Annotated in this window: 17 protein-coding genes and 1 pseudogene; 3 read left to right on the top strand and 15 right to left on the bottom strand. The window is 38.3% G+C overall.

Features of this window, described 5'->3' with window-relative positions; all coding sequences use genetic code 11:
• Positions 1 to 166 precede the first annotated feature (166 nt).
• Entirely contained in the window at positions 167 to 661 is a 495-nt protein-coding gene (locus B494_RS0105215; RefSeq protein ID WP_017471318.1) for an LURP-one-related/scramblase family protein, read from the bottom strand.
• 422 nt (positions 662 to 1,083) lie between these two features.
• On the opposite strand from B494_RS0105215, the gene B494_RS0105220 reads away from it, so the two are divergent.
• Entirely contained in the window at positions 1,084 to 2,109 is a 1,026-nt protein-coding gene (locus B494_RS0105220) for a hypothetical protein (RefSeq protein WP_017471319.1), read from the top strand.
• A gap of 52 nt (positions 2,110 to 2,161) precedes the next feature.
• Here B494_RS0105220 and B494_RS0105225 read toward each other — a convergent pair whose 3' ends face one another.
• From B494_RS0105225 to B494_RS0105275, 10 genes are all read right to left on the bottom strand, one after another.
• Positions 2,162 to 2,842, bottom strand: coding sequence for a PspA/IM30 family protein (locus B494_RS0105225; RefSeq protein WP_017471320.1), 681 nt, complete (start codon positions 2,840 to 2,842; stop codon positions 2,162 to 2,164).
• Between the two features lie 21 nt (positions 2,843 to 2,863).
• Positions 2,864 to 4,354 (bottom strand): hypothetical protein, encoded by a 1,491-nt coding sequence (locus B494_RS21335; RefSeq protein ID WP_017471321.1) that lies wholly within the window; start codon positions 4,352 to 4,354, stop codon positions 2,864 to 2,866.
• A 436-nt stretch (positions 4,355 to 4,790) separates the two neighbouring features.
• The gene (ald, locus tag B494_RS0105235) at positions 4,791 to 5,903 is read right to left on the bottom strand and encodes an alanine dehydrogenase (RefSeq protein WP_017471322.1); all 1,113 of its coding nucleotides are present in this window, start codon (positions 5,901 to 5,903) and stop codon (positions 4,791 to 4,793) included.
• Between the two features lie 342 nt (positions 5,904 to 6,245).
• A complete protein-coding gene (locus B494_RS0105240; RefSeq protein ID WP_017471323.1) occupies positions 6,246 to 6,635 on the bottom strand; it encodes a TlpA family protein disulfide reductase in 390 nt (129 codons plus the stop codon).
• Between the two features lie 6 nt (positions 6,636 to 6,641).
• Positions 6,642 to 8,099: a sporulation killing factor system integral membrane protein gene (gene skfF, locus B494_RS0105245; RefSeq protein WP_017471324.1), complete on the bottom strand. Its 1,458-nt coding sequence runs from the start codon at positions 8,097 to 8,099 to the stop codon at positions 6,642 to 6,644.
• Entirely contained in the window at positions 8,092 to 8,814 is a 723-nt protein-coding gene (locus B494_RS0105250) for an ABC transporter ATP-binding protein (RefSeq protein WP_017471325.1), read from the bottom strand. The genes skfF and B494_RS0105250 overlap by 8 nt, the downstream gene beginning before the upstream one ends.
• A 193-nt stretch (positions 8,815 to 9,007) precedes the next feature.
• Positions 9,008 to 10,501: a CPBP family intramembrane glutamic endopeptidase gene (locus tag B494_RS0105255; protein ID WP_241211406.1), complete on the bottom strand. Its 1,494-nt coding sequence runs from the start codon at positions 10,499 to 10,501 to the stop codon at positions 9,008 to 9,010.
• A gap of 26 nt (positions 10,502 to 10,527) precedes the next feature.
• Positions 10,528 to 11,772, bottom strand: coding sequence for a sporulation killing factor system radical SAM maturase (skfB, locus tag B494_RS0105260; protein ID WP_017471327.1), 1,245 nt, complete (start codon positions 11,770 to 11,772; stop codon positions 10,528 to 10,530).
• 264 nt (positions 11,773 to 12,036) lie between these two features.
• The gene (gene skfA, locus B494_RS20465) at positions 12,037 to 12,213 is read right to left on the bottom strand and encodes a sporulation killing factor (RefSeq protein ID WP_017471329.1); all 177 of its coding nucleotides are present in this window, start codon (positions 12,211 to 12,213) and stop codon (positions 12,037 to 12,039) included.
• Between the two features lie 557 nt (positions 12,214 to 12,770).
• Positions 12,771 to 14,534, bottom strand: a complete 1,764-nt coding sequence (locus B494_RS0105275; RefSeq protein WP_017471330.1) for a DUF2207 domain-containing protein — start codon at positions 14,532 to 14,534, stop codon at positions 12,771 to 12,773.
• Positions 14,535 to 15,032: 498 nt separating this feature from the next.
• Here B494_RS0105275 and B494_RS19860 point away from each other — a divergent pair.
• Positions 15,033 to 16,479 (top strand): annotated as a pseudogene (locus B494_RS19860) (aldehyde dehydrogenase family protein).
• Between the two features lie 294 nt (positions 16,480 to 16,773).
• On the opposite strand, the gene B494_RS0105290 reads toward B494_RS19860, so the two are convergent.
• From B494_RS0105290 to licT, 4 genes are all read right to left on the bottom strand, one after another.
• Positions 16,774 to 17,382, bottom strand: coding sequence for a superoxide dismutase family protein (locus tag B494_RS0105290; protein ID WP_017471333.1), 609 nt, complete (start codon positions 17,380 to 17,382; stop codon positions 16,774 to 16,776).
• A gap of 320 nt (positions 17,383 to 17,702) precedes the next feature.
• On the bottom strand, positions 17,703 to 19,136 hold the full coding sequence (locus B494_RS0105295; protein ID WP_017471334.1) for a glycoside hydrolase family 1 protein: 1,434 nt from the start codon (positions 19,134 to 19,136) through the stop codon (positions 17,703 to 17,705).
• A gap of 86 nt (positions 19,137 to 19,222) precedes the next feature.
• A complete protein-coding gene (locus B494_RS0105300; RefSeq protein WP_017471335.1) occupies positions 19,223 to 21,145 on the bottom strand; it encodes a beta-glucoside-specific PTS transporter subunit IIABC in 1,923 nt (640 codons plus the stop codon).
• A gap of 250 nt (positions 21,146 to 21,395) precedes the next feature.
• A complete protein-coding gene (gene licT, locus B494_RS0105305) occupies positions 21,396 to 22,247 on the bottom strand; it encodes a BglG family transcription antiterminator LicT (RefSeq protein WP_017471336.1) in 852 nt (283 codons plus the stop codon).
• A 494-nt stretch (positions 22,248 to 22,741) separates the two neighbouring features.
• Here licT and B494_RS0105310 point away from each other — a divergent pair, with 494 nt between their 5' ends.
• A complete protein-coding gene (locus B494_RS0105310) occupies positions 22,742 to 24,133 on the top strand; it encodes an MATE family efflux transporter (RefSeq protein ID WP_017471337.1) in 1,392 nt (463 codons plus the stop codon).
• Positions 24,134 to 24,339 lie beyond the last annotated feature (206 nt).

Here is a 24,339-nt window from a genome sequence, read left to right on the forward strand (position 1 = left end):
CATTTTCGACAATTTTAAATAAGAGCTTACAACAACTTGCATTCGCTCATTATTAATACACCGGTTAGCATTGTCGATCCTCCATCCTTTGTTAAATAGGTTTATTTTCCATCACGGGTGAAAAGTTTCGTGACACACAGATACTTACGCTCAGATGTAGGGGTATTTAACGTTGGTTATTAGCTGATCTGCTTGCTTCTTGTTTAACAAAATCAATGGCTACGACTAAGGCAATCATGATCTGTTCAAAGCTTTCATCTTCTACATCAATTTCATAAGTGTCGCCCCATGTAAACCACTTTTCATTAACATGCCCGATGACTTGGTCTCTGCTGAGCACATCAAAATGTTTATCCCACCAATCACCTCGCACACTAATGTTCTTTCCTTCAATACGATAGCGCGCTTTAAAGAAAGCGAACTCTTTTTGAATCATTAGCTCCTCTTCTCCACCAACTTCAACAAAGAACTTCGGTAAAAAGCTAAACATTTTCTTAGTTACTAGTGCGACCTTCGTTTCGTTCGCATCTTTAATTGTAAATGTTTTTGGGATTTTAAAGAAACTTCCTTCCACAAAATATTTATCTGTTTCATTCTGATCTTTAATGGTAAATCGTTCACTTAAGCTAAATACTTTTTGTTTCATGTATAATCGATTCATGTTTATCCCTCCTTCTTATTTACTTTATCCATTGAATAGGCGAGCCTGTCTTTTCCATTATAAAATACGAACAAGGGATTTAGATAGAGCTATTTTTACAGGTATTAAAGCACACTAAAAATGCACAACAATTTATGGATATCAATTCTCAAATATGTTAAAATATGTACAGATACACATTTAAATCATTATAAAACGAACCTTTGATCAGTGGGCATTTTCGTTCTTCCCCCTCTGATTGGTTGCTGAGTAGATCAATAGATAAGCTTCTGTTAGCTCCCGCCTAAATACATTTGCTTCACTACCAATTCTGAGGTGTTTTTTCACTTACCATTATCTGTGATAAAGTTGGAGAACACGTTCGACTTAAAAACCTTTTTACAGCTTTATTATTTGCAAACTATTAAAGGAGGAATTTTCATATGAATATAAGAGGTGTTCGTTTAAGCTACGTAATAATAACTCTTGTCACTACTTTATTATTTATTGCTAGTCTAAAAGAAATATTTTTAGACGGTAGTCATTTTATCTTATTGTTGTCTATGACTTTATTAATCTTCCCCTTACTTTTGGTAAAACGAAGGGAATGGTTAACATACAATCCTCATGTATTTAAAACGAGGCAGAAGTGGGCAAAAGATGATTATTTACATGTTTGCTTAGTAATTATAGGTTCAACGATCACCTACATCTTGAGTATTGACATTGACCTCGGTCCGATTTTAGCTGCAGCTTTAGTTGGTATGTTCTCAGCTCTATTTGTACCTAGCTATCAAAATGCGCTATACTGTGGTGCGTTTGTAGGCATGAGTTGTTCGACCTTCTTACCAAACCTCTTTTGCATCCTACTAGCCGGGCTATTAACCGGCATCATTTATATTCTTTCCAAAGCACTATTCAATGGGTTCGGAGGTAAACTTGGAGCAATCGCAATGATTGGCACCTTAATGACCAGTTTTATAACAGGTTATTACCCACTAAATGCGAGTATTCCCTCTAAAGAGATTGTTCATCTGCTTATCTTTTATGCTATTCTAGCCTCTGTCTTAACGATGTTTCTCATCCATCGACTTAAACGAAGCCCTGTACTTAGCTCGGCTATCGTTTCATTTTCAGGCACCTTATTATTAACCTCAATTCACTCTCATTCAGAAGATATTTTGTCATTAATGGTTATGTGTGCTAGCTTTGCTGGCATGTCAAGCCATGAGCGTATACCTAATGAAGGATACATGATTATTGTGGCATTTATTGCTGCCATACTCTTCAAATATAGCCAACCTTTTCTCGATAATGCCGGTGGTAAACTTGGCACGATCGCTTTCACTTCAACAATGACTACACACGGACTGATTCAATCCACTTATTATTTGCAACAACAACTATCCGTAAAGCAAAAACACCATCGCATTAAAGCTAAATTACTATCTTCTTTTCAAATAAAATAAAAGGAGGGAATGGCATTCCCTCCTTCACCTATCATCTATATTGAATACTTACTTATAAACCCATTTCACCTTTTAAGCGCTCAAGTTCATCTTCTACTGCAGCAGAGCTTTGATCCAACGCATATTTTTCTTCAAGGCTTTTTGCTTCATCAACAGGTTTCTCATTTAATGAAGCCATTGCACTCGCTTCGTCTAATTGTTGCGTTACTTTTTCCTCCATACGTTGGAAAGATGACATCGCACCCTGTGCTTTACCTGCCGACTTCGTCATATCATTAAGTTTCTCTTGTGTATTCGCTACTGATATTTGAGCTTTAAGCATAGCCCGACGGCCTTTTAGTTTTTCAATGTCAGAAGCTAGCTTGTCATGCATCTGTCGCATTTTACTAGCATTTTCATGTGCGGTAGCATATGTCTTTGCTAGGCCAACGCCGATGTCTTCTAATTCTTGTTTCTTTTTCAAGAAAACACGAGCATCTGCTTCATTACCCGCCGTAAGTGCTTTTTTAGTGAGCTCCGTATACTTCTTAACTTCTGCATCATTATCATCAACTTGACGTTTTGCTCTTGTTTCTTCTGCCATCACGCTAGCTGTATTTTCTTTAACTTCTGCTAAATCTTTCATCATATTTCGTAAATACTGATCAATCATCTTCTCGGGATTTTCCATCCGATCAAGTACTGAATTAATGTTAGAACTGATAATATCTTGAAATCGTGCTAAGATTGACATGTTTAATTCCTCCTAAAAATATTATGATGGTTGGTTCGCCTTATTCTCTTCTTGTTCTGGTTCTTGGTCTGATTCTGGTTCTTGGTCTTGATATTTGCTTGACAAGTCTTCTGCTTCATATTGACCAAAAGTATCTATATCAGCAGCTAACATTTTTTCTAGTCGTTCTGCTTCTCGTTTCTTTTGTTCTTGCCGGCGCTTCCACCAAAGAAAGCCCACCACTAGTAAAGCTATCACAACGATTGCCGTAACAATATTAACCCACGGTGACGTGGTCACTTCCATAATGCGATTTGCTGCATCTTGAAAAGCTAGACTAAAGAATTCTGCATCGGTGAGATTATCTTGTTCATAGTAATATTCTAAGTAATCGAGCAATATGTCGGTAGCTTCTGTATCGATCACACTTTGAGCTTGGGTACCTACAACATAGTGCTTAGCATACTCTCCAGGAACCGGTTCAAAAAAGACCAATAACAAATGGGCTTCATCAGTAAATAATTCGTCATATAATGCATTTGAAAAAGACTCAATGTCATCCATTGAAGGCTCTATATCACCATCTATATCCTCAGTAATGTAAACATGAGGTTGCACACCTGTCTCACTATAGAAATGTTGTAATCCCCTTAACATTACCGTTTGGTTATCAATCCACCCTATCGTATCTGTGAAATAATCTGTTTCATCTACAGCTCCAGATGGCAAAGGTTCTCTCTCAACTGTTGATGAGGTAATCTTACCAGAATCCGTTATCGCTGAGAAAATCATTGAAACAGCAGCAAGACCAATTAGTACTAAAATAACAATACCAACATTTCTTGAGCACCCCATTCGTTGCCTTTGAGGACGAGGTGGTCTCCGATCGTCACGATAATCTCTTCTTTCTGAACCCTCTCTATATTGCGAACCTTCATGATACTGATCCCCGTGATGATGGTGATGGTGATGATGCTGATCACGGTGATAATAAGGGTCTGAGTAGCGGTTTGAAAAGAAGCGTCGTCTTCGAACCGGACGATAGTAGCCACCAGGCTCATCATAATATCCATAATCATAATCCCGGTGTCTATTTCTACCAAACCATGACCGATTTCTCGTATCCTCTCTTCTAGATGTAGTCTCATTGCTCTTTCTATTATTCTGTGTTGACTTATTCACACTACTTTTACTAGGCTGTTTCTGCTTATCTACTTTTCTTTTTTCGCGAGCAGTTGTATCGACTTTATTTCGTCCAGTATTGGTAGGTGTTTCCTTACCTCTTCCTCGGTTGGTTGATCCAGATTGCCTGTTTTTACTAGCACTTGACGTACTGGTATTTTTACCTCTTCCTATACTAGAGGATGAAGCAGAATTTCCTTTGCTTCTCCCTGAACTTAAAGATGCAGAGGTTTTGCTTTTCGACTTACCCGATGTGGAACTACTTGCTCCACGGTTTCGCCCACCACTACCTCGATTACCACCAAAAGAGCCACTCCTCTTATTTGTTCCGCTCTTTCCTCCCCTACTCATAAAACACTCACTCCCTCTTATGTCCTAGCCGTTTTATCTTACCTAAAAATTAGCATACGAGAAAGGAAGTGTCAACATAAGAATTGCTATCCAACCTACTTGAGCACTGCCATACTGGGATTTTAATCGCGATTTAAAGGAACTTATTTTATATTGTAAAAACTTAGAAATGCCCCTCTCACCCAAAGGAGCTGTTAGCACTTTAAAGCTTATATTTAGTTCCTTCCCACTTCCATGTAAACATATTTGTTTGCAAACATATATAATAAACCTTCAATCAGTATGAGTCGTTCTTCTCCCACTAATTGAAGGTTTAATTGAATCAGGCCGTTAGCTGTATCTATATAGATGATTTCTGTTTTCTATTTAAGGCGAGCGTTTTACGATCGGTTATCCGTGATGAAAAGAGCATCTAGTGTGATGACCGCTCATGCCCTTATAGTAATTTAGATAATGGTCGATCAACTTTCTCAAAAGCCAGTGCAACATTTGGATTCGTTATATGCCCCTTAAAGATATTCATGCCTGTATATATCATTCGATTTTGTTTACATGCATCCACTAAGCCTAAGTTAGCAATCTGTAAGGCATATGGAAGGGTTACATTAGTCAATGCTACCGTGGACGTTTTCGGTACAGCTCCGGGCATATTCGGAACCGCATAGTGCAATACATCATGCTTTATATAAATCGGCGCATCATGTGAAGTTGTTCGATCAACTGTTTCAAAAATCCCACCTTGATCAATGGCAATATCTACAATGACCGACCCAGGTTTCATCGTTTTCACCATCTCTTCAGTTACAAGGATTGGAGCTTTTGAGCCCGGGATCAAGACAGCACCGATCACCAAATCTGCTTCAGTTATCACTTTGGCTATATTTACTTCATTAGACATTAAAGTAACAACACTTTGTCCATAGACCTCTTCTATTTTTTGTAGTACATTAAGTTTGACATCTAAAATCGTTACATGTGCACCGAGTCCCTTTGCTATTTGCAAGGCATTCTGACCTGCAACGCCCCCACCAATAATAACAACCTTTCCGTTTTCAACGCCAGGCACACCGCCAATAAAAATCCCTTCTCCTCCTTGAGGACTTTGGAGAAAATAAGAACCTAATTGAACCGATAAACGCCCTGCAACAGCACTCATCGGTGTCAATATCGGTAAGCTACCATCTTCTTCCTCCATTGTTTCATAAGCAATTGCTGTCACTCCTGCTTGGCTTAGCGCTTCTGTTAATAGCGGTTCATTAGCTAAGTGCAGATAAGTAAATAAAATTAAGCCCTCCCTAAAGAATCGATATTCACTTGCTTGAGGCTCTTTCACCTTAATTACCATATCTGTTGCCCACACTTCTTCTGCCGACACCGAAAGCATTGCTCCAGCTTCTTGATACTGATCATCGATAAAGCCAGCACCCTCTCCCGCTCTCGATTCAATAACAACCTGGTGACCTTGACGTGTTAATAGCTTAACCCCCATCGGTGTCATCGCCACACGACGTTCATTATTTTTAATCTCTTTTGGCACCCCAATTCTCATAGCTAATCCCTCCTGAACTTAAACACTCATTAAGTCTAGTGAATATTTTCACATGAATTTAATTTAACACTTAAACACCAAAGCTGCTAGCCTTATGTCTGAATATCTGCCAAATGAATCCACAACTTAATTTTTAATAAAACGAACCTTCAATCAGTGAAGTTTTGCACTGATTAGTAGCTGAGCGCGTCCGTTAGCTCACACCTATACCAAATCATCTCTATGCTCTATTTTGAGGTGGGGGTTTTTACGGACGGTTATCTGTGATAAAATCTTATACGCTTTTAATATGTAAAAAAAGCAAGAGTTATAGACAACCCTTGCTTTACTTAACAATATCAATTAACTAGCTAACCTTGTCTTCATTTTTTCTTCAATTTCATCAATATAAATCATTTTTGATATTTCTTCTTGCTCCTTTTCTAATACAACAAGTGTTGGTAAATAAATCGAATCAAACGGTGCGAAGAAATCATGATCTTGATCAAAATAAACGGGTAACTTAATCGCCTGATCTTTTATAAACTGATTAACCTTATCGATATCACGATCGGCTTCACATAAAGGGACATGAATCGTTATAATTGAATCACTGTATTGATTGTGTAGTTGATTAAAGATATCCTTACAATGCTTACAGCTTAACGACCAGAAATAAATCATTTCTATCTTATTCACATCTTGCAATTCAAACGTGTTGCTTAATTGCTCTAAAATAACGGCTCTATCCATAAGTCACTACTCCCTTATTATTTTATTCAAGCGATGATTAAGATTAAAAATCGCCAAGATAATCAGTAAGAACATAGCTAAACTGACACTAATGATAACCAACCACTGTATACGATCTGTTAACGAAAACAGATAAATGATACTGAACAGTAAACCCGCAAGCAAGCTCCACCCAATCATTTGTTTATAATATATTTTTGCTGACATCGTACCTTGAGTCATTAAATGCAAAAAAACAAGTATGCGCAATCCTATTGTTATGACAAACAGCGTATTGAAGCAAATAATAGCTGAAAGGACTGGAAGTGAATCGGTGTATACCGCCAAGACATGAAGCACGATCACCAAGAAGAGACTAGGGAGGATTGCAACAGCTTCAATAGATAGCACTTTAAATAACAGTGAACCAGGTGTTGTCAACAGATCCTCTGAGTGATAATGCCGAACCATTCCAGAAAGGAATCCTCCAAATAGATGGGAGACAATGACAAAACTAAAAATTAAATAATAGAAGCGTGGTGAAATATTCATTAGTGCTAGCGCTAGTACAACCGTTACAACTGCTTGTAAAGTGAGACTTTTATAACTTTTTCGCAAAAGTAGCCATTCAAACCAAACAAAGGCAAATGACTTTGTTAAAGACTTTCCTCCCCACCAACTGTTGCTAATCGTTTTTCTATTGGACATATTAAGCAAGGCGTTAACATCTTGATACTGTGACCAAAAATCCCCTTCAAAGACAAGGCGTTCTTTAAAGCTTGCTCTTTCACTAAACAAGTAAATGATCACTAAGCTCACAGTACTCACTGTAAGTAAAACAAGTAATGAAATAAAATGTAATCGGCCATTTAACAACTCGCCTAACTTAATGAAGAAATCATTAAAGCCTAACACATAATCTCTAAACATCAAGAAGTACGATATCATCACAAATCCAATAAGAGCAAGTCCTAATAAACCTGAGCAAACAGAAGTGAGAACAACATTTCCTCTTAAGGTAGACAGCGAGAATGAGAGAAGGTCGAAGCTGATAAAAATCGAATAACATATCAGCCCTTTAATCACCACGTTGTACCAAGAGCCCTGTGCTAACATGATCAACTCAACAAGTAGAGCTGAAGCTAACCAAACAGATAATCTAGGAATAACCTTCGATAAAAATAAGGCAACCATAATTTTAAAGCTTGACTTGGGAACCGAATATATCCAGGTAATCTCATTCAGATGACTAGGCAGCCGATTTGAAATAACACCAAAAAAGGCATGACAGAGTAATAACCCCAGTACAATCCAACCTTGCCATAGGGCATAAGCGGTATCCCATTTTACAAATAGGCTGTATTGAAACCACGCAATGGAAAAAAAACAAATTATCATTAATAATATGATATGACCTGACTTTAATGACCATTGTGTAAATTTCCGATGCTGTCGTTTTAATTGCAATTCAATGATATTATTCATGAACTTGGACAGCACCTCCTAATCTTTGAATGACATGATCACCCCAGGCTAATTTTCCAGATTGAGCTTGCGGAACTTGATCTACGCCCTGACTTTTACCTTTGTGCAACATCAAACAACTGTCAGCCACATCCTTAATAAAATCTAAACTGTGCGACGACACCAGGATCGTCTTTCCCTTTGCTTTCTGATCAACAAGCCATTTCGCTAACCATTGACGCGAAGGAATATCTAATCCATTAGTTGGCTCATCTAACACGAATAGTTGTGCCTGATGCTGATAAGCTGACGCCAACATGACTTTTTGCTTTTGGCCTTTTGACAAACTTCCGCTCGTTCGATCTGCATATGCTGACAAGCCAACGACTTCTAGAGCCTGCCCGACCGATTCCTCGAGCTTATCCCGAGGCACACCAAAAGCCTTTGCCTTAAACAGAATATGCTCAGCTACAGTTAATGAAGGAAAGAGGTGGGGATGATCCGGCACAAAAGCTGTTAAACATTTGGCTGCTTCGGTACCCGGTCGGTTCCCTGCAATGTCAATCACCCCTGCATCTTGCTTCAATAAGCCCACAATGCATCTTAGTAAGGTTGTTTTCCCAGCTCCATTAGCACCAATAATACCTACAATCGTTCCAGGAGCAGCTTGGAAATCAATATTAAAAATCCCTTCCCCTTGCCGATACGCTTTAGTTAAGCCGGCTACTTCTAACATAAATACAACCACCTCTACATTACTTTTTATCACAGATAACCGCCCGCAAAATACCCGCCACAAAATAGAGCATAGAGCAAGGCTATTGAAAGACGGGAGCTAACTGGCGCTAATATCCTGATCCATTCAGCTATCAACCAGTCGGACAAGAACGCCCCCAATGATTGACATGGATTCAATCTAGCGAAACACGTCACATAACTTTTGACTCACTAAGAGGTGCTAAAGGTTGGCGTTTCACTTTTCGTTTACTCATTTGATAATCGATCAATGGCAAAGATGTCATTAAGAAATTATAAATAAAGTGGGCCACAAAAACAGTTAAAAATCCGAAGTAAACATAAACTACACCTAGAATCATACCGATGATCACTAATTGTAAGCCTCGATATAGAGAAGATGAAAAGCCCAGACCTTGATGGAGACAAGCCCATAAAATCGAGGTTACCACAATCGCTATAACGGTTTGATTGATGAATAAGCTAAGCAATGAAATGCCTAGCAATCGATAGATAACCTCTTCAAGTAAGGCGCTTTGTATCGACATACTAATTGATTGTTTATACTTATAACCCGATAAAAACGTAGAACGTGAAGACAATTCAGGAGCTATGCGAAGAAAACCATGTTGTTGTAAAAAGTGAAACAGTAAATTTGTTAACGATAAACAGAGAAAGCCTGTACCAATCCCAGCAAGCAACTGTGTAATCGGATTTTGAAACACCATACTTCCATTTAAATAAGCGAGATTCAAACCAACAAAGGATAATAAAAACATGAGAAAACCATAAGCAATTATACCAACTAAAGCAGATAAGACCCCAACTGTATAAATTGACCTGACAGTTAATCGTGAATCATAGGCATTAATTAGACTTAACTTAATATCGTCTGCAGCGGTTAATAAAATAGAGACAATCATTAACCCAGTTAGAGCGATACTCGTATAAACATTAATCACTTGTTCGATATTAATCAAAACGAAGATAGCCACAGTAACCGCAATTAACGAACCAATAAAACCACTTAAATTAAGCGCCGTTTCGCGATACTCTTTTCTTACAATCGCTTGCATGTCACTTGTATTGATTTCCGTATCATTAACTACTTCTGTCACCCGACCGTCCTCTAAAATGACCGTGATTTTCATCCGAAGGTCACCTTGACTAATCATGTACCAATAATGCTTAATATTTGCTAATTCTTCTGTTCGCTCACCTTCCCCAGTCGCTTCTATGCGATCCCAAATACAACTGTGCTTATGTTTTATTTGACTGATGACATCAGCTGATGATGTCATTGTTGTATGCGCCTCATTATAAAGAGCCGCATCTCTGATCGTCGTACTTAAGAATGTGATTTCTCCCTTGGCGCTAATATTAATAACTATTGAGTTATCTTGATCAATAAACCGTATACGCCACGCTTCTACGATGCCCCAATCAAATAATAGATGACGCCATCTATCTAATAGATTTAACTTATGCATTCGGTTAATTAACTTGTGGTCATACCAATAACTTGTGTACCATCTCCACTTACTAACGTCTACCCCTACCAGCTGATTGATATAATCAGTTGCTATACGCACTGCTTTTTCCTCGGGTAACAACGAAGATTCATAGCTAGCTGGTCTGAATCGCCAATATATAAACATCGAAGCTAACCCTAACACAAACAAAAGCATTTCAATCACCGTTTTATCACATCCTTCTAAGCAAATGAATGAGGAAGATCTACCTCATCTGGAAAGTTAACTTTTGAGAGACATCGACATGTTCTAGCCCGCTGTTGTAGAGCTTGTAAGTTAGCAGGTTGACCTAAAGTCTCAAGGCTGTCTTCTAAAATATGACCTAATGCCTCTGTTTCAATTTGACACGGTGTAACAAGACCATCAGCTCTAATGTACCATTGCAGATAACCAGGCGTGCTGTATTCCGTACAACCCTCATTGTTTTTGCCATCCCATACTTGAAGATAGATTTGATCTTGATATTTTTGATTAGCCTCAAAAAATTGAGCTTGCACGTCCTGATATTGTTCTTGTGATAAACTGAGCGTATCTAGCTGTTCTGCTCGTCCTAAAGGCAAGGTCATGCCCGCTCTAAATCCACTAGCACCAGCTTTAACACAATATTCAATCACCTCAGCGACGGTTTGATAATTGTTGGGATTAACGGTCATCGCAACTAAAGTCGGCACACCATGATTTGAAAGTTTCTCGATCGTATTTATAGATTCTACAAACGCTCCTTCTTTTCCTCTTAACAAATCATGAATTTTTGGTGAACCATCGATACTAATTTGCACGGAAACATTGGCTAAATTGGAAATGAGCTTAATTTCATCTTCCTTCCAATTTAAACCGTTCGAAAATAGGTTTACCGTTGAAAATAAAGAACTCGCTGTTGTGACAACTTCCTTAAATCCTTTAACTAACCGGGCTTCGCCACCCGTTAATGTAATGTCGTTGATGCCATTGGCTGCTAAACGATGCATAATTGCTATCCAATCCTCAGCCTTTAATTCACCTTTAAGTCGCCTACCTGATGACGAATAACAAAAAGAACAAAACAAGTTACAACCATTTGTGAGCTGAAGTGTACAACTAATTGGCAAATAGGATTGGGTCGATCCTGTGACCACGAAAGACGGAACATTATGTATCCATGCTTCTGTTAAGGGATGAGCTGCCAATTGATCCGTTAAATCTTGCGCACTAATAGCTTCTTTTTTCATGATACTGAGTACTTGAGCGGTCTTTGCTAGCGATTTATTTTTAGCTAATAGTAAAGCTATTTCCACTGCTTCACCACTTAAGCGAAAATAATACATGCTCTTTCGTTCAACTAGCAATGCACTATGTGGTTGTAAGTGGATGTAGTATTCTGATTCTTGAGCAGCTTGCAAAGTAAAAGCCTCCTTGACATTTAATTGAAGGGAAGACGATTGGCACATCAATCTCCTCCTACCTGTTTCATCTCACATAGATAGATTGCTAAAGTTATTAGCAATAATCTGCTTTTAAACGCATTTTTTTTAAAATCAAGTTCATAACCCTTGATAAAAGAATCCATTCAATCGTCGGTAAGACACCCACCTCAAAATAGTGAGTAGAGTGCAGCTATTTTAGGTGGGTGATAATGGACGCTCAGGTTCTGTTTCACTCACCTTAACCATCAGTGGGCCGAGAACAAAAACGCCCACTGACTGAAGTTTGTTTTATATGGTGGCTTTTGCAGGACTTAGTGGCGGCCAACACGCTTTCGTTAGTGAAACAGTCTTCGTCGCCCAACAAGCTGTACAACCAACAGTTTTAACAAGTGGTCTAGCCACGGGTTTCCCTGTCGACGCATATGTTGATTCCCATCTGTTTTTGTTAGATATGTCTTTTGTCATTTTTTCACCTCCCCTTATCTCTTAGTTAAACTATATTATTTACTAGTCATTTTATGACAATTAACAGAATGATATGCTTGTTTCTTTTGATTGAGTAGTTGTGACTATATTATAAAAGTACATTCTTTATGATCCGTATCACAGATTGATAGCAGGCCTGTTTATCTTAGTAGCTGTTAGGTTAGTTCATTCAACCTTATTAATGAAGCACACCTTTCCCCGTTTCTTAGCGCGTCCGTTAACTTATCTTTTAAAGCTGTCTTGTAATAGAACATTAATAAATAAGGATGGGCCAGACAATCCTTTTGACACACCTCGTGATTCCATTCAGACTCAAACACATTTAAGACTTACATATAAGCAATAATCATCAACGTTGTTTGGCATGATTTCCATCCCTGCTTTAAAGTGTTAGACTAAAAACGCACTCCTATGGCTAGTATTTATCTAGCCATAGGGGTGCGTTTGATCTGCAACCTAAGATAGTATTCTGTTAATGATCGCATTCTTCTTTAATCGTTACTCTCGCTTGTTAAATTAAATGCGATGTCAATCGGTTAACGTGCACCACCGCCTCCACCGCCTAAGGAACCGGCACCACCACCAATGCTTGTTATACCCCCGCTACCCGCTACAGCACTTGTTGTCGAACTAAGCCCTTTTTGATAACCTTTTGCAAAACTTCTCGAAAACGCATTGATTACCGCCATATGCATATATACAACCTGGATTTGATCAACATATTGAGGACAAAAGCCTCTCAGTTGCTCAATCACTGTTTCCGACATTCCATATAGACTCGCCCATACCAACACATCTTCCCACAAAAGTACGTCATTCTTTCCAATTTCCTGAAGAAGAACGTCATCATTTAAATAGTTCTCAAACTGGACAAGTTGGTTGAACAGCGCTTCTCCTTTTTCGGTCCCTTTCATGACTTTCGTTGACAGGACTTTCATATATTTAATTTCTCGTTCCTCTATGTAAAATTGTTGTAAAAGTTGTTTTTTTGATCGACTAGACAAGGATCGCTTGAGCACATCAATTTTTTTGTAGTGCGTTATTGCCCAATTTTTTAGTTTATTCGCTTCTAATATACCTTCCGTTCCTGCGGCTGAAACGATAATGTCCCAAAATTTTTTTTCGACTGACTTAGTAATTGGCTGTGCATGATTCAGATCTATCTTGATTGCCGATACTTCTTTTTTTGTCAGTACACTTATTGCAGTCGTTTCAACCACTCTCTTTTCCTTAAACCACTTTAACATAAACGCCGTAAAATAATCTTCAAAGCTTCCTATATCAAGCGCTTGAAGTAAATACGCCACATCCGTGATTGAACCGTGCTTATATGGAATATCGCGATAATACTTCCCCTTATTCAATGCCCTTCTCTGTTTACCTGTGATAAGTGGATCTGCTTTCTTTATCGCTTGGTGACGTTTGATTGCAATTATACAATATAAAATAATACCACATACAATTAGCAACAATACAGCTTGTGCGCCCCTTACTATTAACTCATCACCATTTGATTGAACATTATAGGAACTGTTTTGCTTAGCCCTTTCTTTTTGTTCACTTAAAGTTTGATCCAATGCTAAACTGGACTGAAACGGTTGATCTAAAAACTGCATGATTATAGTAATATGGTTCTGGTTAGATAACGCCACATTAGACCTAGCGACCAAGTGACCTGCTTCTAAATTAACTTCGCCTTCAAAACCAAATCCCCAAATTTTCGTATTGTCTTGCGTAAATGGTTGAGGACCACGAATAATTATCGTAACCTCTTCTGGGTTTATATTGTTCTTTCCATCAAACAAACGCCAGTTCATCGCCTGACCATCCTCAAGTTGGCGCACCATATCAGAAACAGTGTAACTAACTGTGTACGCGTGTTCACCGTATTCACCAATTCCCCAACTTAATTCAATCCCACGGTTCGTTGTAACAACCCCATATTTCCCAGCCTTTTCTTCGCGACTGGCATCAACATCCCAATTTGGCTGATATGTTAGTGGCTCCCCAAAGTCTTTAACATGAAAATCTGTTACTACAGAACCATCTAAGTTTTCCATTACGATATAAATTTCTGTTTCTCTAGTTAAATACATATGCCGGGTTTCAATAACCCGCCCCGTTCCATCTTCTTGTAACTCAATGTCATAGTGAAGCGAGGACATCGAATTCGCAGATAGACTTGCTCCGAAGCTAATCTTCAATCCTATGACAATGAGTAACACCATTATCATTCTTCTCATATTAATATTTTTGCGCACATGACCATCCTCCGCGGTGTCTTTGTTTACTTGTTTCATTTTTAAAGTACTTTTCTCTCCTATAATTAAACCTCATTGCATTTGATTAAGCGGTGCAAAGTGAATCAGACGATAATAGCCTCCATCCTGATCAAACATTTACGATTAACGAAATTAACTGTTGATCGTTGTCACGATTTTCACGTTGCTAGATTTACTTATAGATCTGGATCATGCTCAGTAATCGAAAATCGTTTAACGCTAGAATAACCACCGAAACATGAAGGATTAAGAATAATAATGGGTCCTTTTTTATCAGATATAGAGAAACGAACTTTTTTCAAATCAATTACACCCATTATAGCTAATCGTTTATTTTAAATGCAAAACAAATAGCACCAAAACGAGTCAATATTAAATAGGAAATGGGCTTTTTCAGGTAGTGGTGGCTAGCTGACCAATTTTTCCAATGCCCATGTTTATCATTGCGGGAATCGGGAACGTCCATAATAAACCCCCAATGAACTAAACTACTTTTTTGAAAGGAAGGCTGACGAAATGTATAACTATACTAAACAATATATTAATGGCAAATGGGTTGAATCTTGAATCTACTAACAAGGAAACCATTGCTGTTTACAACCCAGCTACCGAATAAAAGATCGGTTCGATAAGTGCCGGGACCACACAAGATTTAGATAAAGCTGTTCAAGCAGCAAAAGAGACTTTTCCAAATTTCTCTAAAACGTCAAAACAGGAACGCGTGCAATTATTAGAGAATATAGCTACAGAATACGAAAAGCGAAAAGATGACTTCATTAACATCATTACAGAAGAGCTGGACTCGCCTGTGACCTTTTCTGAAGAGACACAATATCAAATGGGATTAAACCATTTCAAGGCAACCGCTCAAATGTTAAGTGACTTTGCCTTTACAGAAAATCGGGAAGAATCATTTATCAAAAAAGAGGCTATTGGTGTAGCTGGACTCATCACACCTTGGAATTTCCCAACCAATCAAGTCGCCACAAAACTCGCTAGTGCCTTTGCAGCTGGAAGTACAGTTGTTTTAAAACCAGCCTCAGAGACACCCTTTGCTGCAATCATTTTAGCAGAAGTACTAGAGAAAGCTGGTGTACCAAAAGGTGTATTTAATTTAGTCAATGGCACAGGCTCTACGATTGGGGATGGCATTAGCTCTCACCCAGATATTGATTTTGTGTCGTTTACTGGTTCAGGCCATGTCGGCTCAAAAATCATGGAGAATGCTGCTTCTGACATTAAAAATATTGCGCTTGAATTAGGAGGCAAATCACCAATCATTGTTCTCGATGATACAGACGTTGAAACCGCTGCTCGAACAGCTATTTCAAATATTGCAGCTAATACCGGGCAAGTTTGCACAGCCGGCACACGCTTGTTCATACCTAAAAACATGGAGAAGCCCTTCGCAGAAATGGTTAAAAAGCTTCTGCCTAAATATCCTATTGGCGATCCGAAAGACCCAAACACATTTATGGGGCCACAGGTATCAGAACAACAATGGCAAAACGTACAAGACTATATTCAGACAGGGATTAATAATGGCGCTGATTTAATCGTTGGTGGAACTGGAAAACCAGAAGGAATATCAGCAGGTCATTATTCTAAAATAACGATGTTTACCCACTTGAAACACAATGACACGATTGCTCAAGAAGAAATATTTGGACCGGTTATGACCGTCTTTACCTATGACAGCCTCGAAGAAGCAATTGAGCTTGCTAATGAAACGATTTATGGACTTGCTGGTTATGTTGTTGGAAAGGATTCGGACACCCTTATAAAGGTAGCAAAAAGAATTCGAGCTGGGAGAATAACGATTAATAATGGTGAAATGGACTTTACTGCACCATTCGGTGGCTTTAAGCAATCAGGTATAGGTCGAGAATGGGGCGATTATGGAATAGAAGAATTTTTAGAAACGAAAACGATTTTGGGTATGCCGAAAAGTTCAACAAAGTAGTCGATCAACACTGTTTGAAACCATACCCAGTTATAGTAGGGTTAAAGTCATTAATGGTTTGAGAAAAAGGTGTTTGTAGTTTTCACTAGCAATCCGCCAATCAAGTTATGAACAAATACGTTAAACAATTTACAGATGTCGAATAACAACCGTACGTCACCCCCTTACCTTCTCCATGATTTAAAAAATAACGTCATGGCTTTAAAATGCCATGACGTTATTTCATTTAATCATTATCCTACCTCACTACCAACGGGTATCAAGGGCAACATATTATATTAATCCTTACTTTTCTTACTCTCCAATCACTCCACAAGCGATCCGATCGCCTGCATCACCCGACGGTTGTGAAATATAATCATCTGGACCAGCATGAATAATGAGTGACGTTCCCTCTTTAGTAAATAGTGTATTTTCGCCATCGCGCTTAAGTGTCACCATTGGTGCTTCTACTTCTGCATAGACGGTGCCATCTTCTTTAACCGTAATATTTTTCAAGTCGCCTGCATGTGGCCCCTCAGGATGTTTAAAGCCATGCTTGCTTCCTGTCGGGTTATAATGACCGCCAGCCGTTTCAAAATCGGGCGGCACACATTGACCGGATTCATGAATGTGGAAAGCGAGTTCACCTGGTGGTAAATCTTCACCTTCAAGAATAATACCCACCCCACCTTCCGCTTTTTCGGTTAGTGTTGCTGTTGCTACTGTTTTACCGTCGGGATTCATTAATGTGACCAATACCTCTTCTACACCTGACGCATTCGTCTCAATCGTTTCTTGTGATTCGACATCCGCTTGATCATCTGATGACTTACTTTCATTATTCGTTTGTGCGCAGGCAGATAAAATAATGATCGTGATTGTAATCATTAAGATAAATAAACCTTGCCCATACTTATACATATTAGCACCCCTCTACAAATTAATATCGCTAGTTAGTTTTTACCTAAAAAACTAACTTTAAACAATAAAACAAATTTTCAATCAGCGAGTGTTTCCGTGCCTCTCCAACTGATTAATCGTTGAGTGAATCAGAACATTGGCCTCCGTTCGTTCGCTCGCTCCTAGATATATTAGCTCTAACTCGATATTTCTCAGGCGGGGGGCTTATATGATCAATTGTTTTAGCGCTATTTAAGGAAGTAGGTGTTTTTTCATATCGACATCTAATTATGCGGACAAACAAGGTCAGCGAGCAAATGCTCACTGACCTTAGTTATCACTTATAATTGTTTACCATTTGAATCAATCAAATCTTTGTACCAGTAGAATGATTTTTTACGTTTACGCTCCAATGTGCCACTACCATCATCATGTTTGTCTACATAAATGAAACCGTAGCGTTTAGAATATTGACCTGACGATGCACTGACTAAATCAATACAACCCCAGCTTGTATAACCGATTAGATCGACGCCATCTTCAATTGCTTCACCCATTTGTTTAATGTGCTCACGAAGGTAATCGATCCGGTAATCATCTTGAATTGACCCATCTGCTTCAACTTTATCATAAGCGCCTAGGCCGTTTTCAACAATCATTAATGGCACTTGATAACGTCCATACAATTCATTAAGTGCAATTCTCAAGCCAACCGGGTCGATTTCCCATCCCCAATCACTTGCTTTTAGGAACGGATTTTTCACGCCTCCGATTAAATTACCTTGACCGATTTCTTCTGGTGTTTTTTCTTTTTTATCAGTGCGTGACATATAGTAACTAAATGAAATGAAATCAACAGTTCCTTCTTTAATTTCCGCTAGATCGCCTTCTTTAATATCAAGCTTAATATTATGCTCTTTAAAGTAACGATCAGCAAAGTAAGGATATTCACCACGTACTTGGACATCTCCACAAAAGAAGTTAAATAAATCTGATTCACGGCGTGCGTGCATAACGTTATCTGGATTTGAGTCGAAACTATAGACGGGTGCATAGAGTAACATACAACCAATTTGCGAGTCTGGAATGATCTCATGCCCTTTTTTAACCGCTCTTGCGCTAGCCAAAAATTGGTGATGAAGGCCTTGGAAGCTGTCTTGTAAACGTGTTTCCTCGTTTTCAGGAGAGAAGCCCAAGCCCATTAAAGGCATATGTGTTGCCCCATTAATCTCATTAAACGTTAACCAGTACTTCACTTTGTCCTTATAGCGTGTAAATAGCGTCTCAACATAACGATCAAAAAATTCAACTAATTGACGATTTCTCCAGCCACCATATTCCTTAATCAAGTGTAACGGTGTTTCATAGTGGGCAATCGTTACTAAAGGTTCAATGCCGTATTTTTGAAGTTCGTCAAAGACACGATCGTAAAAATCGAGCCCCTCTTCATTCGGTTCAGTTTCATCACCATTAGGGAAAATACGACTCCAGGCAATACTTAGTCGGAAGACTTTAAAGCCCATCTCAGCAAATAAAGCAATATCTTCCTTGTAACGATGGTAGAAGTCAATTCCTTCATGGTTGGGATAACTGTATTTTGATTTATCAATCTCGAAATCAAAACCGGTACTTGAAAGTAATGCTAGCCTTTCTTTACCACCAGGTAAAACATCTGCAAGATTCAATCCTTTTCCACCTTCATTATAAGCGCCTTCAAACTGATTAGCAGCTGTTGCGCCACCCCATAAAAAGCCTTCTGGAAATTGGTAAGTCATGTTTATTTACCTCCTGTTAAATGATCCAATCTTTATGAAAGGAAACGTCTTCTCTTATTGAAACACGTTTCCTTTTTATTTTTCTACTATTTTGCCTTCAATTCCATTAATAAATCTTCTGCTTTAATTTCTTGTTCAGTTGTTAATGAAATGTCATATTGTGTATGGTTTGTTACGACAACAGGTGTTGTTAATGGGTAGCCTTCTTCTTTAATACGCTCACCATCAAATTCTAATAGTAACTGACCACGTTCGACCCGATCACCTTGGGCGACATGTGCGGTAAAATGCTTACCTTCTAATTTCACGGTATCCATACCAACGTGGATCAATATTTCAGCACCTTCATCTGAAACAATACCAAGCGCATGGTGAGTTGGAAATAAAGTTGTCACAATACCGGTTACTGGTGAGAATACTTTATTTTCCAATGGCTCAATCGCAACACCTTTACCAATCGCACCGGAAGCAAACGCTGTATCTTCAATAGATTCTAATGTTTTAACTTGCCCAACAAAAGGACTTGTGACGACTTCGTTTTGAACTGGCCCCTTATTAGGCTCTACTGGCTTTTTTCCGGCATCACCAGCCGGTTGATCTGTACCCTCAACTTTATTAATGTTGCCAAAGAAATACGTTAAGAAAAACGCTAAGATAAATCCACCAGCAGCTGCAATTAACGCACCAATAACTGACATATTAATTCCTTCTGGTGGGATAAAACTTGGGATTTGGAATATACCTAGTCCACCCATAACATATCCAGTCGTTCCAACCATACCTAGCAACGCGCCACCAAGTGATGATGAAACAAGTGTGAAAATAAACGGGCGTTTAAGTGGTAGTGCAATCCCGTACATACCTGGTTCTGTAACACCAAAGATGGCCGAGATAAAGGCTGGCGCACTAAGTGTTTTGGTCTTTGGATTATTAGATTTGATCCAAACCGCTAAAATAGCACCCGCTAACGCAAAGGAGTGAGCAAACACTAAAGCTAATACAGAATCTGCCCCATGTACCGCGAAGTTATTAATCGCGATCGGTACAAGTCCCCAGTGTAAACCAAACATAACAAACACAAGCCATAAGCCACCAAGGAATAACCCAGCAAACACTGGACTTAAACTATATGCCCAGACCGTTACTTCACCTAACAATTGACTGGCCCACGTTGCAATTGGACCAATAACAATAAATGTTAATGGTACAATAATCAATAGCGTAAACATTGGAACAAGAAACATCTTAACAACATCTGGAACAATTTTCTTAAAGAAATTTTCAACTTTTGCTGCAAAAAATGCTGAAACAATGATTGGAATAACCGACATCGAATAGGTCATTAAAATAACTGGAATGCCAAAAAATTCAATATAGACAGGTGATTCAAACATTGTTCCTGCAAACAATGTATATAATGGGTCACCCGCTTGAGGAATCCCCTCAAGACTTGGGTAGACAAGTGCCATCGCAATCACCATGCCGAGAAACGGTGTCCCACCAAACTTCTTCATCGCAGTGTAACCTAGCAATATTGGCAAGAAGTAAAATAGTGCATCGCCTGTAGCATTTAAGACTTGATATGTTCCACTTGTATCTTCAAGCCAGCCGACTGCTAAAAATAACGCATTAAACCCTTTAATCATACCCGAAGCGGCTAATACACTAAGGATTGGTGTGAAAATACCAGAAATCATGTCAATAAAACGATCAAAAATACTTCCTTTTTCGCCATCTTCTGTATCTGCTGAAGCCTGACCTTGAAAACCACCTTCGTCCACGACCGCTTTGTATACATCAGGAACATGGTTACCGATCACGACTTGATATTGACCACCACTAATTCTAACGGTAACGACACCGTCCATATTCTCAAGTACTTTTGTATTCGCTTTACTTTCATCCTTTAGTTTAAATCGAAGGCGTGTTATACAATGGACAACACTGTTAACGTTTTCTTTTCCGCCGACGTTTTCTATAATATCTTTTGCCAACTGCTCATAACTCATAATTAACATCCTCTCTATTTGTTCGTTTATTTACTTACTGTAACCATTTTTAGAAATAAAAAACCTGAATCAATTTGCAAAGACACACACACGCGTCGTGTTGTTTGCAAATGATTCAGGTTATGCCCAAATTAGGTAACATTCCTAAATTAAAATATAAAATTATAGCCGTTAATTAATTAACAACTTAAAGTTATCACGAACTTTAAAGGTTGTCAATAAAAAAATAAAACGTTTTCACACTTTTTTCTTACAACTGTTTTTTTTGCCGATAGGTGACGCGATGAATATGAACAGTTAAATATACTTTTTCATCTTGAGATAATGACCAACTAAAATTCTTTTTTAAATAAATATTAATTCTTTCTGTACAAGCATAAGCTTCTTGATATTTTCTTTGCACTTGTTCATGTAAAAACTCATCGACAGTATCTTCTGATTTCTCTTTTCGGATGAATCGCATTGAGAAATAACGCAGGTGGGTAACAAACCGTTCGTAGTTAATCGAACGTTCATCCAACTCTACTTGATAATAATATTTCACGATATTTAAAATACTGTTGACCATATCTGTGACTTGAACAGCAATCTCCATATTTTCACCAGATATTTGACTGTTGACCAAATGCAATGCTATTGAGCCTGCTTCATCCTCACCTAAACGAATGTCTGTATGCTTTTCAATAATTTCTAAAGCATGGATACCTATTTCAAATTCTTTTTTATAATACTTCCTTACTTCATACAATAAATTATTTTTCAAATCAATACCTTGTTGATAGCGTGCAATCGCAAAGCTAATGTGATCAGTTAATGCCACGTATAAATATTCATCTAGCTTATAAGGTAGCTTTGCTTGAGCATATGTCAAAATTTCTGACGATATGTCTAGGTATTTTTCAGAGGTATATTTCAATAATTGATCGAGCTTTTCCGATGTCCCCGTATTTTGTAATATAAAGGTTTTTTCAATCTTGGTCGATTCTACCGGATCACCTGCTTTTTTCTGAAAAGCTAGTCCTTTTCCCATCACGACCATTTCTTGATGGTTATCATTTTCTGTGATCACCACATTATTATTTAGAACCTTCTTAATCTCCACACGATCACCTCCATCTTTTTATCATCATACAGAAAACAGTTGGCAAAACTTCTTTGAATTGGTTTTGCTAAACACATCAAGATTGTCATACTTTTCTGTAAACGTTAACTTAACAAATTTCTATCACAGTGTTGTTTAACTGTCAAGCAAGGATGTGACAGATTCCATTACACGATCACTCTTTAACATAGAGATGGTAATAGAAGATCACATTTAAATTTTCTATATGATTTGTCCTAAACCACTTGCATTTTTGATCAATAGGACTATACTATTCAAAGGATATAAGATAACGGTAACAGAGTAACGTTTTAGAATACTTGACACTTAAAGAAAGCGGTCACGGCTAATGCGAGAATAATCATGATTTTTAAGGCAAGGTATTTTCAAGATCTTTATTTTAAGCGTTGAAGCTGGCTATGTCGACGAGGGTTGCTCGATCCGCAAAAACGAAGATAAATATTAGACAAAGAGAAAGATATGAGGGGCACACAATGGGGAAAGATCTGACAACGGGAAACCCGTTCAAATTAATTGTCTTTTTTACACTTCCGATGCTGATCGGAAATATTTTTCAACAATTTTATAGTATGGCTGACACCTTTATTGTTAGTCAAACACTTGGTATGGACGCGCTAGCTGCCGTTGGCTCAACCGGTAGCATCACTTTTTTAATCTTAGGCATGGCAATCGGCCTTACCGCTGGACTAGCTGTCATTACCGCTCAACGTTTTGGGAAAAAGGACGAAGCTGCACTACGAAAAAGTCTTGGTGTTAGTATAATTATTACGGGTATCGCAAGCCTTATTATTACGCTTATTGCTACGCTCAATACACGTAATATATTGGAATGGATGCAAACACCGCCACCAATTATTGATCAAGCTTATGATTATTTAGTGATTATTTTCGCCGGAATTGGCGCAACCGTTTTCTTTAATTTCCTTTCAAATATTTTGCGCGCGATTGGTGACAGCCAAACACCCTTAATCTTTTTGATCGTTGCATCTATTTTAAATATTATATTGGACTATCTATTTATTTTAGGATTTGGCATGAACGTCGCTGGTGCTGGCTATGCAACCATTATTTCTCAACTCGTTGCTTCGCTACTTTGCTTGCTATATATCAGAAAACGCGTACGAATTTTACGTGTCCGCAAGCAAGATTGGACGTTAGATTGGAGCGAATACAGAGAACATTTACGGATCGGTTTGCCTTATGGATTTCAATATTCGATTATTGCCGTTGGTTCAATTGCTGTCCAAGTTACACTTAATCAATTAGGGGCTTTATCAGTGGCAGCTTATACCGCAGCAAGTAAAATTGATCAATTACTCACCATGCCGCTACCCGCCTTTGGTATAACCATGTCGACCTATGCCGCGCAAAATTTTGGTGCAAAAAAATTTGAGCGGATTAAACAAGGTATGCGTGCTGGTTTAAAAATCACACTCAGCTATGCCATTGTAATAGGTATTCTCTTATTTTTTAGCGGTCGATTTTTATCCGGTTTTTTTGTTAATGATTATAATGAGGCTGTCCTCGAGCTAACTGAGCAGTTTTTTAAAATTCAAGCCCCTTTTTATAGCTTTTTAGCGCTTGTCTTTTTACTTAGACATACGATCCAAGGATTGGGAAACAGCTTTGCTCCAACATTAGCTGGTGTGATGGAACTATCTGCACGTATCTTTGGAGCGCTAACGCTTTCACATTATTTTGGTTTTAACGGAGCAATCATGGCTAATCCGCTTGCTTGGATCAGTGCGGTTATCCCTTTAACTTTATCATATGTTTATACACAACGGTTACTAACGAAACAACCAAACAAAACCGCCCTTTGGCTGTCACTCGGATCGAAGAACGTGTTACGTGCAGTCAAATAAAGGTCTGCCTGCCCTTTAATAAATGGTGTTTGCATCCAGCAAAAATATAGGAATATTATTTACTTTTTTATTTAAGTGAAATAGAGGCGGGACATAACAAAAATATGCTCTCCAAATACGAATGATGTTAGAATGTGTAGGTTTATCACATACCCGCAGAGGAAATATACTCCCTTTCTGCGGGCACGGCTTCAGCTAATTCAGTA

This window comes from Amphibacillus jilinensis Y1, assembly GCF_000306965.1.
Taxonomy (GTDB): domain Bacteria; phylum Bacillota; class Bacilli; order Bacillales; family Amphibacillaceae; genus Amphibacillus_C; species Amphibacillus_C jilinensis.